Origin of the sequence: Kitasatospora sp. NPDC093550, assembly GCF_044764985.1 — a bacterium.
Classification (GTDB): Bacteria; Actinomycetota; Actinomycetes; order Streptomycetales; family Streptomycetaceae; genus Kitasatospora.
Map to the genome: position 1 here is coordinate 14,033 of NZ_JBIWJF010000009.1, position 12,636 is coordinate 26,668.

The 12,636-nt window shown below is 73.3% G+C and carries 10 protein-coding genes; 8 read left to right on the forward strand and 2 right to left on the reverse strand.

Translation table 11 applies throughout. The features are described 5' to 3' along the window. Positions 1-2 precede the first annotated feature (2 nt). The 5 genes from ACIRD3_RS16250 (at position 3) to mshC (ending at position 4,969) form a co-directional block, all read left to right on the forward strand. Positions 3-572: a DUF3090 domain-containing protein gene (locus ACIRD3_RS16250; RefSeq protein ID WP_402216402.1), complete on the forward strand. Its 570-nt coding sequence runs from the start codon at positions 3-5 to the stop codon at positions 570-572. 44 nt (positions 573-616) lie between these two features. Next, positions 617-1,414: an SCO1664 family protein gene (locus ACIRD3_RS16255; protein WP_402217040.1), complete on the forward strand. Its 798-nt coding sequence runs from the start codon at positions 617-619 to the stop codon at positions 1,412-1,414. A gap of 182 nt (positions 1,415-1,596) precedes the next feature. Continuing rightward, on the forward strand, positions 1,597-2,526 hold the full coding sequence (locus ACIRD3_RS16260) for an AraC family transcriptional regulator (RefSeq protein ID WP_402216405.1): 930 nt from the start codon (positions 1,597-1,599) through the stop codon (positions 2,524-2,526). A gap of 141 nt (positions 2,527-2,667) precedes the next feature. Continuing rightward, on the forward strand, positions 2,668-3,498 hold the full coding sequence (locus ACIRD3_RS16265; RefSeq protein ID WP_402216407.1) for a carbohydrate-binding protein: 831 nt from the start codon (positions 2,668-2,670) through the stop codon (positions 3,496-3,498). 241 nt (positions 3,499-3,739) lie between these two features. Next, positions 3,740-4,969 carry a cysteine--1-D-myo-inosityl 2-amino-2-deoxy-alpha-D-glucopyranoside ligase gene (gene mshC, locus ACIRD3_RS16270; RefSeq protein WP_402216410.1) on the forward strand — a complete coding sequence of 410 codons (1,230 nt, stop codon included), beginning with the start codon at positions 3,740-3,742 and terminating at the stop codon, positions 4,967-4,969. Between the two features lie 74 nt (positions 4,970-5,043). Here mshC and ACIRD3_RS16275 read toward each other — a convergent pair whose 3' ends face one another. Continuing rightward, complete coding sequence (locus tag ACIRD3_RS16275; RefSeq protein WP_402216412.1) at positions 5,044-5,997, reverse strand: PAC2 family protein; 954 nt, start codon at positions 5,995-5,997, stop codon at positions 5,044-5,046. A 356-nt stretch (positions 5,998-6,353) separates the two neighbouring features. Between ACIRD3_RS16275 and ACIRD3_RS16280 the strand changes: the two genes are divergently transcribed. Next, positions 6,354-6,875: an SRPBCC domain-containing protein gene (locus ACIRD3_RS16280; RefSeq protein ID WP_402216415.1), complete on the forward strand. Its 522-nt coding sequence runs from the start codon at positions 6,354-6,356 to the stop codon at positions 6,873-6,875. Positions 6,876-6,903: 28 nt separating this feature from the next. Here the strand turns inward: ACIRD3_RS16280 and ACIRD3_RS16285 are convergent, their stop codons facing one another. After that, complete coding sequence (locus ACIRD3_RS16285) at positions 6,904-7,998, reverse strand: hypothetical protein (RefSeq protein ID WP_402216417.1); 1,095 nt, start codon at positions 7,996-7,998, stop codon at positions 6,904-6,906. A gap of 143 nt (positions 7,999-8,141) precedes the next feature. Here ACIRD3_RS16285 and metH point away from each other — a divergent pair, with 143 nt between their 5' ends. Continuing rightward, entirely contained in the window at positions 8,142-11,654 is a 3,513-nt protein-coding gene (gene metH, locus ACIRD3_RS16290) for a methionine synthase (protein WP_402216419.1), read from the forward strand. A gap of 139 nt (positions 11,655-11,793) precedes the next feature. Further along, positions 11,794-12,498, forward strand: a complete 705-nt coding sequence (locus tag ACIRD3_RS16295; protein WP_402216421.1) for an HAD family hydrolase — start codon at positions 11,794-11,796, stop codon at positions 12,496-12,498. Positions 12,499-12,636: the final 138 nt, after the last annotated feature.

Sequence of the window (12,636 nt, forward strand, 5' to 3'; positions counted from 1 at the left end):
GCGTGCCCCGTCAGGTCTTCTTCTACGACCAGCCCGAACGGTTCGTGGCCGGCACCGTCGGCCAGCCCGGTGCCAGGGCGTTCTACCTGCAGGCCAGCGCCCGGGGCCGGATCACCAGTGTGCTGCTGGAGAAGACCCAGGTCGCGGCGCTCGCCGAGCGCATCGAGGAGGTCCTGGACGAGGCGCTGCGGCGCAGCGGCGGCGACGCCACCATCCCGGCCACCGCCCCGAAGGACCTGCTCGACACCGCCCCGCTGGACCTGCCGCTGGAGCAGGAGTTCCGGGTCGGCACCATGGCCCTGGCCTGGGACAGCGTGGACGGCTGCCTGGTGGTCGAGGCGCAGGCGCTGGTCGAGGAGGAGGACGAGGAGGAGGCCGCCGAGGCCGTCTTCACCGACGACGACACCGGCCCGGACATGCTGCGGGTGCGGCTGTCGGGCGCGATGGCCCGGGTGTTCGCCAAGCGCGCGCTGGACCTGGTCGCGGCCGGCCGCAAGCCCTGTCCGTTCTGCAACCTGCCGCTCGACCCGGAGGGCCACCTGTGCCCGCGCGCGAACGGCTACCGGCGCTGAACACCGAGACCCCGCCGCAGGCCGACCCGGCGGCCGCCGCCGCACTGGCCGCCGACGTGCCCACCGCCCTCGCGCTGCTGCACCAGGGCGAACTGACCGTGCACGGCCGGCTCACCGACGCCTCCAACGCCGCGCTGTACTGCACGGTCGCGCACGGCTCGCTGAGCGCGCAGGCCGTCTACAAGCCGGTGGCCGGAGAGCGCCCGCTCTGGGACTTCCCGGACGGCACGCTGGCCGGGCGCGAGGTCGCCGCGTACGAGCTGTCCGCCGCGACCGGCTGGGCGCTGATCCCGCCCACGGTGCTGCGCGACGGCCCGCACGGGCCCGGCATGGTGCAGCTGTGGGTCGAACCGGATCCGGGCGCCGAGCCGCTGCTCGCGCTTCAGGACCCGCGCGGCCCGGAGGAGGGCTGGCTGCCGATCGTCCGGGCCGAGGTCGAGGGTGGGCGCACCGCGCTGCTGGTGCACCACGACGACCGGCGGCTGCGCCGGCTCTCCGTCCTGGACGCGGTGCTCAACAACGCCGACCGCAAGGGCGGCCACCTGATCCCCGCCGCCGACGGCCGGGTGTACGGCATCGACCACGGCGTCACCTTCAACACCGAGGGCAAGCTGCGCACCCTGCTGTGGGGTTGGGCGGGCGATCCGCTGCCCGCCGAGGCGCTGGAGGTGCTGACCCGACTGGCCGGGCAGCTGGACGGCGAGCTGGCCGAGCGGCTCGCCCCGCACCTGACCGAGGCGGAGCTGGACGCCACCCGGGCCCGGGTCGCCGAGCTGCGCGGCTCCGGTCGGCACCCGCTGCCCTCCGAGGACTGGCCCGCGATCCCCTGGCCGCCGGTGTAGCGTCCGCCGGTCGGGCGAGCGCCCGCGCGTCGGCGGTGGCGGTGACCTGACGGCGGCGGTGACCTGACGGCAACGGTGAGGGTGCCCAGGGCGGCAACGGTGACGGTGCCCAGGGCGGTGACGGTGAGGGTGGCGGGTCGATGGTCTGGACCTGTCGCCGGAACAGGTCGCACACTGCTCCGATGGACGCGCGACGGACCACCCCCACCCCCCGAACCACGCCGGACCTGCCGTTGCACCGCCTGCAGGTCCCGCTGCCGCACGTGCTCCCCTTCGCCATCGGCAGCTTCGACGCGATCGGCCCGCTCTCCCGGGCGGGCTTCCCCCACCGGCACTCGTTCCACGAGATCGTCCACGTCACCGGCGGCCGCGGCGCCCACGTCCTGGACCTGGTCCACCGGCCGCTGGAGCCACCGCAGTTGTGCGTGATCACACCCGGCCAGGTGCACTACTGGGCGGACGCCGAGGACCTCACCGGCCGGGTCCTGCTGTTCAACGAGGACTTCCTGCTCGGCCATCCGCAGGACCTCGCCGCCTTACGGGCGCTGGCCGCCCGCCCGGCCCGCGGGCTCGGCGACCAGGCCGGGGCGATCGGCGCCCTGTTCGCCGACATGGAGCACGAGTTCCTGACCAGGGCGCCCGGCTACCAGGGCGTGCTGCGGGCCAGTCTGCACATCCTGATCGTCCGGGCGCTGCGTGCCTGCGCCCCGGCCGACCGCCCCGCGGTGCCCGGCCGGCCGGCCGAAGTCGCCGCCGCCTTCACCCGGTTGATCGCCCGGCCGGGCGGGGTCCGGCACTCGGTGGCCTCCATCGCCCAGGAACTCGGCGTCTCCCCGGGGCACTTGCAGACCCTGGTGAAGCAGGCCACCGGCCGCACCCCGGGCGGTCTCATCCGCCGGCAGCAGACCCTGGAGGCCAAACGGCTGCTCGCTTGCACGGATTTGACGATCCGTCAGGTCGCCAAGGAGGCGGGCTTCGCGGATCCGGCGTACTTCTGCCGCTTCTTCCGGCGGGAGACCGGGATGACGCCGGGGGAGTTCCGGGCCAGGGTCGACGGAAATCACCACGATCCCCGGATCATGTCCATCGCGGTGGCGCCGGACGGCCCGTAGTTTTGCTGCTGGCCACCGGTGGCCGGTCCGGTGCGCACGGGCGGGCGACCGGTCCGGCCCTTGTCATGCCCCCACCATGGCAAGGGCCGCCCCCACCCCCGCCCGCCCCCACCACCCCGCCTCACGAGAAGGAGACGGCGCATGCCCGAGCCCGACGGCATGATCAGCCGCAAGACCGTCCTGAAGGCCGCCGCCGTGCTCGGGGCCGCCCCGCTGCTGATCGGCGGCGGGGCCGCACTGGCCCGCGAGCAGGCCGGCACCGGCCGGACCCCGGACCTCACCCCCGAGTGCCACGACGGCGACGACCCGACGGTCGAGCAGACCGAGGGCCCCTACTTCAAGCCCGACTCCCCGCTGCGCGGCTCGATGGTCGACGACGGCCCCGGCACCCGGCTGACCGTCAGCGGCTACGTCTTCGGCCGCGCCTGCCGCCCCGTCCCCGGGGTGCTGCTGGACTTCTGGCAGGCCGACGGCAACGGCGCCTACGACAACGTCGGCTACACCTTCCGCGGCCACCAGTTCACCGGCGCGAACGGCGCGTTCCGGCTGGACACCATCGTGCCCGGCCTCTACCCGGGCCGCACCCGGCACCTCCACGTCAAGCTCCAGGCCCCCGGCCGCCCGGTCGTCACCACCCAGCTGTACTTCCCGGGCGAGCCGCGCAACAGCACCGACAGCATCTACGACGCCCGGCTGCTGATGAACGTCCGGCAGAACGGCCCGGTGCGCGAGGGCAGCTACGACTTCGTGCTGAACGTGCCGCAGACCCCCGGCACGCCGAGCCCCACGCCCACCGCCACCCCCACCGGGACGCCCGGCACGCCGCCGGGCGGCAGCTGGGCCCCCGGCACCTCCTACCGCGCGGGCGACCGCGTCACCTACTCCGGCGTCTCCTACCTCTGCCTCCAGGCGCACACCGCCATGGTCGGCTGGGAGCCGCCGAACGTGCCGGCCCTCTGGCAGCGGCCGTAGCGGCTCCGGTCGCGTCCCCGGGGAGCCGGGCGCCCGGTCGGCGGCAGGGCCGGCCGGGCGCTCATGCCCGCCCGGACCAGGGAGCTCATGCCTGCCCGGACCAGGGCGGAAACAGTCACTGATTGACCGGAGAATCGCGCCATACCAGTCGGGAAGCGGTCGGGCAATGACAGGAACCGAATCCAGTCGATCTTGCGCACTGGTTAGGCTTTCAAATGTTCGCAAGGTTAAAGTTGTTTCCATGCATGCCTGGCCCGCCTCCGAGGTTCCCGCCCTGCCTGGTCAGGGGCTCCCCCTCCGCATCCACGACACCGCAGCGGGTACGGTCCGAGAGGTCGTGCCGCAGGACGGCACCGCCCGGATCTACGTCTGCGGCATCACCCCCTACGACGCGACCCACATGGGCCACGCCGCCACCTACAACGCGTTCGACCTGGTCCAGCGCGTCTGGAAGGACGCCGGCCACGACGTCCTCTACATCCAGAACGTGACCGACGTGGACGACCCGCTGCTGCAGCGCGCGGTCGAGACCGGCCAGGACTGGACCGCCCTGGCCGAGCGCGAGACCGCGCTGTTCCGCGAGGACATGACCGCGCTGCGGCTGCTCCCGCCGGCGCACTACATCGGCGCCGTCGAGTCGATCCCGTGGATCGTCCCGATCGTCCAGAAGCTGCTGGCCTCCGGCGCCGCCTACCGGGTGGACGGCGACATCTACTTCTCGGTCGACGCCGACCCGCACTTCGGCGAGGTCTCCGGCCTCACCCGCGAGGCCATGCGCCCGGTCTTCGCCGAGCGCGGCGGCGACCCGGACCGCCCGGGCAAGCGCAACCCGCTGGACGCCCTGCTCTGGCTGGCCGCCCGCCCCGGCGAGCCGGCCTGGGACACCGAGCTCGGCCACGGCCGCCCCGGCTGGCACATCGAGTGCGTCGCCATCGCGCTGCAGTACCTCGGCATGTCCTTCGACATCCAGGGCGGCGGCAGCGACCTCTCCTTCCCGCACCACGAGATGGGCGCCGCGCACGCCCAGGCCGCCACCGGCACCCACCCGTACGCCAAGGCGTACGTGCACGCCGGCATGGTCGCCCTGGACGGCCACAAGATGTCCAAGTCGCGCGGCAACCTGGTGTTCGTCTCGGCGCTGCGCCGTGAGGGCGTCGACCCGGCGGCGATCCGCCTGGCGCTGCTCTCGCACCACTACCGCGCGGACTGGGAGTGGACCAAGGACGTCCTGGACGAGGCCGTCGAGCGCCTCGCCCGCTGGCGCGCCGCGGTCTCCCGCCCGGACGGCCCGCCGGCCGAGCAGCTGCTCGCCGAGGTCCGCGCCGCGCTCGCGAACGACCTGGACGCGCCCGCCGCGCTGGCCGCGGTCGACCGCTGGGCGGAGCGGCAGGAGGCCGGGGGCGGTACCGACATCGGCGCGCCCGGTCTGGTGAGCCGCACCGTGGACGCCCTGCTGGGCGTCGCACTGTAGGCCGGGAGCCGACAACGCCGAAGGGGCGTCAGGACCGTCGTCCTGACGCCCCTTCGGCGTTCTCCCGCCGAGGACTACTCCTCCTCGGCGCCGTCCTGGCTCTCCCGGCTGCCGCCCGGCGGCTCAGGCTCGGCCGGCCGCTCCGCCGTGGCGTGCCCGGACACCGGCTTCTCGCCGGTCGGCCCGACGTTCTCCCGGCGGCGCAGGTAGCGCTCGAACTCGCGGGCGATGGCGTCCCCGGACGCCTCCGGCAGCTCCGCGGTGTCCTGCGCCTCCTCCAACTGCTGGACGTACTCGGCGACCTCGCTGTCCTCGGCGGCCAGCTGGTCCACACCGAGCTGCCAGGCCCGGGCGTCCTCGCCGAGCTCGCCCGGCGGGATGCGCAGGTCCAGCAGGTCCTCCAGCTTGTTGATCAGGGCCAGCGTGGCCTTGGGGTTCGGCGGCTGCGAGACGTAGTGCGGCACCGCCGCCCAGAGCGTGACGGCCGGGACCCCGGCGTGCGTGCAGGCCTCCTGGAGCACGCCGACGATGCCGGTCGGGCCCTCGTAGCGGCTCTCCTCCAGGTCCAGCCGACGGGCCAGCTCCGGGTCGGAGGTGACCCCGCTGACGGGCACCGGGCGGCTGTGCGGGGTGTCGCCCAGCAGCGCGCCCAGGATCACCACCAGTTCGATGCCCAGCTCGTGCGCGAAGCCCAGCAGCTCGTTGCAGAACGAGCGCCAGCGCATGCTCGGCTCGATGCCGCGGACCAGCACGACGTCCCTGGTCGTCGGCTCGGTCACCCGGATCACCGAGAGCCGCGTGGTCGGCCAGGTGATCCGGCGGATCCCGCCGTCCAGCCAGACCGTGGGCCGGTTGACCTGGAAGTCGTAGTACTCCTCCGCGTCCAGGGCGGCGAACACCTTGCCGCCCCAGGTCTCGTCCAGATGCGCCAGGGCCGCGGAGGCGGCGTCGCCCGCGTCGTTCCAGCCCTCGAAGGCGCAGACCATCACCGGGTCGATCAACTCGGGAACATCTTCCAGCTCGATCACCCAGCGTCTCCCTCCGGTCGGCGGCTGGACCGGTGCCGCCCCGGCTGGTTTGCCGGGGCGCCGACGGGCCGGCTGCCGACTGTCGAACCTCTCGTCTCCCATGGAACGCCTCGCCCCATGGTCCCTACCTGCCCAGCCTACGGGCTTTGATGCGCTCCGCGGCCGGGCACCGGGACAGTCTGGGGGAGCCGGCCGCCCCGATCCAGCGGATATCACGCCCCGGGCGGCTGACGGACCGTCAGGGCGTCGGGCGGGCGCGGGCCGCGTCCGCCCGGTGGCGCAGCGCGACGGGCGTGCCGCCCCGGCCCGGCGGCGCGATGATGAACGGGCGGGGGCCGGGTGGAAGGGGCCGAGCGATGAACCGATGGCTGTGGATCGGCGCCGGCGCGGGTGTGGCCGCCCTGGCCGGTGCCGCCGTGCTGGCGGCGGACCGGGCCGGGCGCCGGCTGCCGGTGGAACACGTCACGGAGGGCGGCCTGGACCTCGCCCAGGCGCCCGGCGCGGTCTGGGACGTGCTGACCGACATCGACCTCTACCCGGCCTGGCGCCCGGGCCTCACCCACGTCGAGCGGCTGCCCGCCGCGGCCGGCGGCCGGGTGCGCTGGCGCGAGTACGACCGGCACGGGCACACCACGTACGAGGTGGTGGCCAGCGAGGCCCCGCGCCGGCTGGTCACCGGCATCGCCGACCCGGACCTGCCGTACGGCGGCACCTGGACGTACGTGCTCACCCCGGCCGGGCCGGGCTGCTCGCTGACCGTCACCGAACGCGGCGAGGTCCGCCGGCCGCTCTACCGGGCCGTCTCGCACTACGTCACCGGTGAGGACGCGACCGTGCACCGCTACCTGGGCGCGCTGGCCCACCGGATGGCCGCCTGACCAGGCCGGCCGGATCCCGAAGGGGGGGCTACGTCGCGTCCACCCAGCCGCGCCGGTAGGACGCCCAGTTCTCCGGCGTCGAGGCGAAGTCCACGTACAGGGCGACGCCGAAGCGGGGCCGCCGCAGGTCCTGGCGGCCCAGGCCGAGCCGGACACCGCGGACGGCCGCGTCGACGGTCTCGGCGCGGCCCCAGTGGCCCCACTTGTCGTCCCAGTAGAACGGCAGGCCGATCAGCAGGTCCACGTCGGCCGGGGTGGCCCGCAGGGCGAGCTCGGTCTGCTGGGCGACGTAGCCGCCGTACAGCGGCTCGGTCGGCATCGAGGTGTCGTAGGTCATCACGGCGATCTGGTCGACCCGGCGGGCGGTGGCGGCGAAGTACGCCCGGTCCCACCACTTGCCGTGGTCGGTGAGCAGGATGCCGGCCGTGTGCAGGCCCGGGACGGGGTCGATCTGCGGGGCCGCCACCGAGAGCACGGCGCCGCGCGCCGCGGTGACCGGGCGGACCCGGTCGAGCAGGGCCAGCCAGCCGGCCGAACCGGGGCGGATCGGCTCCAGGTCGAAGTGCACGCCGTCGAAGCCGAGGTCGAGCACCTGCCGGGCGGAGGCGGTGACCCGGTCCCGGGTGGGCGCGTCCTCCAGGTCCAGGGCGTCCTTCTCCGGCTTGACCTCGTCGCCCAGCCAGGCCTGCAGCCGTACGCCCGGCAGCGCCCGGTGCGCGGCGTCGGTGAACCAGCGGGCCCGCGGGTGGACGGCGGGCGGCAGCGAGCCGTCGTGCTCCAGCGGGCCGGTGTGCACGTACAGGTCGCGAACGCCGGTGCCGGAGAGCTGCCGGACGAGGGCGTCGACGTCGGCCTCGGTCTTGCGGCCGTCCACCCAGGCGTGGCCGAGCCAGACCGCGTCCCGGCCCCGGGTGCGGGCCTCGGCGGCGGGCTCACCCGAGTAGTGCAGTCGGATCGAGACGAACAGCGAGCCCAGTGCGGCGACCGGCACGGCCGCCACCAGGGCCAGGACCAACAGGGCCCGCCGCCACCGGGACCACCGGCGCCAGCGGTCACGCAGCCCCCGGAACGGGGCCGTCAGGGTCTTGCCGGTTTGCCGCCCGAAGGCCCGGAACCGCGTCACGCACTTGCTCCCCCCTTGCGGTCGAGCGCTCAGGATACGGAATGGGTCCGCAAGCCGACCCGTCGGCCGGATACGCTGGCCACGTGCGTGCCCGACCAAGCGGGCGTGCAAAGCCGACAGCCGTCGCACCAGGGAGAAGCCCCATGGCCACTGCAGCCGACCCGTCCATCACTCAGCAGAGTCGCGCGAACGCCCTGCGTGAAGCGCTCGCCACCCGGGTGGTGGTCGCCGATGGTGCGATGGGCACCATGCTCCAGGCGCAGGACCCGACGCTGGAGGACTTCCAGAACCTCGAGGGCTGCAACGAGGTCCTCAACATCACCCGGCCCGACATCGTCCGCTCCGTCCACGAGGCCTACTTCGGCGTGGGCGTGGACTGCGTGGAGACCAACACCTTCGGCGCCAACTTCGCGGCCCTCGGCGAGTACGAGATCTCCGAGCGGATCTTCGAGCTGTCCGAGGCCGGAGCCCGGATCGCCCGCGAGTGCGCCGACGGCCACAGCGCCGCCGACGGCCGCATCCGCTGGGTGCTCGGCTCGATCGGCCCCGGCACCAAGCTGCCGACCCTCGGCCACGCCCCGTACGCGACGCTGCGCGACGGCTTCCAGCAGAACGCGGCCGGTCTGATCGCGGGCGGCGCCGACGCGCTGCTGGTCGAGACCAGCCAGGACCTGCTGCAGACCAAGGCCGCCATCCTCGGCTCCAAGCGCGCCCTGGCCGAGGCCGGACTGGACCTGCCGGTGCTGGTGCAGGTCACGGTGGAGACCACCGGCACCATGCTGCTCGGCTCCGAGATCGGCGCCGCGCTCACCGCGCTGGAGCCGCTCGGGGTGGACTACATCGGCCTCAACTGCGCCACCGGCCCCGCCGAGATGAGCGAGCACCTGCGCTACCTGGCCAAGAACGCCCGGATCGGCCTGTCCTGCATGCCCAACGCGGGCCTGCCGGTGCTCGGCAAGGACGGCGCCCACTACCCGCTGAGCCCGGCCGAACTGGCCGAGGCGCACGACGTGTTCACCCGTGAGTACGGCCTCTCGCTGGTCGGCGGCTGCTGCGGCACCACGCCCGAGCACCTGCGCGCCGTGGTGGAGCGGGTCCAGGGGCGGGAGCTCACCGCGCGCCGGCCGCAGCCCGAGCCCTCCGCCGCCTCGCTGTACCAGGCGGTGCCGTTCCGCCAGGACACCTCCTACCTGGCGATCGGCGAGCGCACCAACGCCAACGGCTCGAAGAAGTTCCGCGAGTCGATGCTGGCCGGCGACTGGCAGGCCTGCGTGGAGATCGCCCGCGACCAGATCCGGGACGGCTCGCACCTGCTGGACCTCTGCGTGGACTACGTCGGCCGCGACGGCGTCGCCGACATGAAGGAGATCGCCGGCCGGCTGGCCACCGCCTCCACCCTGCCGATCGTGCTGGACTCCACCGAGCCGGACGTGCTGCGGGCCGGCCTGGAGGCGCTCGGCGGCCGCGCGGTGCTCAACTCGGTCAACTACGAGGACGGCAACGCCCCCGACTCGCGCTTCGGCCGGATCGCCTCGCTGGCCCGCGAGCACGGCGCCGGCCTGATCGCGCTGACCATCGACGAGCAGGGCCAGGCCCGCACCGCCGACACCAAGGTGGAGATCGCCGAGCGGCTGATCGCCGAGCTCACCGCCGACTACGGCATCGACGAGGGCTCGATCCTGGTCGACTGCCTCACCTTCACCCTGGCCACCGGCCAGGAGGAGTCCCGCAGGGACGGCATCGAGACCATCGAGGCGATCCGCGAGCTCAAGCGCCGGCACCCGAAGGTGCAGACCACGCTCGGCCTGTCGAACATCTCCTTCGGCCTCAACCCGGCCGCCCGCGTGGTGCTCAACTCGGTCTTCCTGCACGAGTGCGTGGAGGCCGGTCTGGACTCGGCGATCGTGCACGCCTCCAAGATCCTGCCGATCTCCCGGATCCCCGAGGACCAGCGCGAGGCCGCCCTCGACCTGGTCTACGACCGTCGCCGGGACGGCTACGACCCGCTGCAGCGCCTGCTGGAGCTGTTCGAGGGCGTCTCCTCGGCCTCGGTCAAGGCCTCCAAGGCGGAGGAGCTGGCCGCGCTCCCGCTGGAGGAGCGGCTGCAGCGCCGGATCATCGACGGCGAGCGGGCCGGCCTGGAGGCCGACCTGGACGAGGCGCTGGCCGGGCGCCCGGCGCTGGAGATCATCAACGACACCCTGCTGGCCGGCATGAAGGTGGTCGGCGAACTCTTCGGCTCCGGCCAGATGCAGCTGCCGTTCGTGCTCCAGTCCGCCGAGGTGATGAAGACCGCAGTGGCCCACCTGGAGCCGCACATGGAGAAGTCCGACAGCGAGGGCAAGGGCACCATCGTGCTCGCCACCGTCAAGGGCGACGTCCACGACATCGGCAAGAACCTGGTCGACATCATCCTGTCCAACAACGGCTACAACGTGGTCAACCTGGGCATCAAGCAGCCGGTCTCGGCGATCCTGGACGCCGCGCAGGAGCACAAGGCGGACGTGATCGGGATGTCCGGCCTGCTGGTGAAGTCGACCGTGATCATGAAGGAGAACCTGGAGGAGCTCAACCAGCGCAAGCTGGCCTCCAGCTACCCGGTGATCCTCGGTGGCGCCGCCCTCACCCGGGCCTACGTCGAGCAGGACCTCCACGAGATCTACGAGGGCGAGGTCCGCTACGCCAGGGACGCCTTCGAGGGCCTGCGGCTGATGGACGCGCTGATCGCGGTCAAGCGCGGCGTGCCCGGCGCGACCCTGCCGGAGCTCAAGCAGCGCCGGCACGCCCGGGTCGAGGTGGAGGAGCCGGAGCCGGAGGTCAACCTCGGCCAGATCCGCTCCGACGTCGCCGTCGACAACGCCGTGCCCACCCCGCCGTTCTGGGGCGACCGGATCGTCAAGGGCATCCCGTTCGCCGACTACGCCTCCTGGCTGGACGAGGACGCGCTGTTCAAGGGCCAGTGGGGCCTGAAGGCCGCACGCAGCGGCGAGGGCCCGTCGTACGAGGAGCTGGTGGAGACCGAGGGCCGGCCGCGGCTGCGGGCGTGGCTGGACCGGCTGCAGACCGAGGGCTGGCTGGAGGCGGCCGTGGTCTACGGCTACTACCCGGCCAACTCCAAGGGCGACGACCTGATCGTCTTCCACGAGGACGGCACCGAGCGCACCCGCTTCACCTTCCCGCGCCAGCGCCGTGGCCGCCGGCTCTGCCTGGCCGACTTCTTCCGCCCGGAGGAGTCCGGCGTGCGGGACGTGGTCGGCCTGCAGGTGGTCACCATGGGCAACCGGATCTCGGAGGCGGCCAACGAGCTGTTCGCCGGGAACTCCTACCGCGACTACCTGGAGCTGCACGGCCTGTCGGTGCAGCTGGCCGAGGCGCTGGCCGAGTTCTGGCACGCCCGGGTCCGCTACGAGCTGGGCTTCTCCGGCGAGGACCCGCAGGACGTCAAGGACATGTTCGCGCTCAAGTACCGGGGCGCCCGCTTCTCGCTCGGCTACGGGGCCTGCCCCGAGCTGGAGGACCGCGCCAAGATCGCCGAGCTGCTGAAGCCCGAGCGGATCGGCGTGGTGCTCTCCGAGGAGTTCCAGCTGCACCCCGAGCAGTCCACCGACGCGATCGTGATCCACCACCCGGAGGCGAAGTACTTCAACGCGCGGTAACCCGTACGTCCTTCTCCGTTCGCTCTTTCCGGACGAAGCGGGCGTATCCTTGATGATCCTGAACGGGCCGGTCCGCTGACCAGCGGGCCGGCCCGTGCCATCCCCGGGCCCGCCCGGGGCCTGTCGAAGGGATCCCGCCATGACCACCAGCCCCACTGCCACCCGCGTCCTCGACCACGGCGACGACCGCGGCCTGCAGGCGGTGCTGCTGGACATGGACGGCACGCTGGTGGACACCGAGGACTTCTGGTGGCAGGCCGAGGTCTCGCTCTTCGCCGAGCTGGGGCACCAGCTGGACGAGGCGGACCGGGCGCACGTGGTCGGCGGACCGATGACCAGGGTGATGGACTACCTGGTCGCCCGGACCGGCGCGGACATCGCCCCGGCCGACCTGGGCGTGCTGGTCAACCAGCGCTTCGTGGACCTGCTGGCCGACGGCGTGCCACTGATGCCGGGCGCCGAGCGGCTGCTCAACACCCTTGCCGCGCACGGGATCCCGGCCGCGATGGTGTCCGCCTCGCACCGGCATGTGATCGACATCGTGCTGCGCTCCCTGGGCGCCCACCACTTCGCCTTCACCATCGGCGGGGACGAGGTGGCGCGCACCAAGCCGTTCCCGGACCCGTACCTGGAGGCGGCCCGTCGGCTGGGCGCGGAGCCGGCCCGCTGCGTGGTGGTCGAGGACACCCCGACCGGCGTGCGCGCGGGCGAGGCGGCCGGCTGTCCGGTGGTCGCGGTGCCCTCGGTGGCGGTGATCGAGCCGGCTCCGGGACGGCTGGTGCTGCCCTCGCTGGAACAGGTCGACCTCGACCTGCTGCGTTCGCTGGTGGCCTCGCGGGTCTGAGGGAGAGGGCCCTCGCGAGTGTGATTGTCATCTCATTGCCGACCGCCCTTACCGGCCGGTACGGAGTCCGGCGGGGCTCCCGCCCCGGGGGTTCGGGGGAGAAAACGGGCATTGGCTGACATCTCGTCGGGCGTGCCG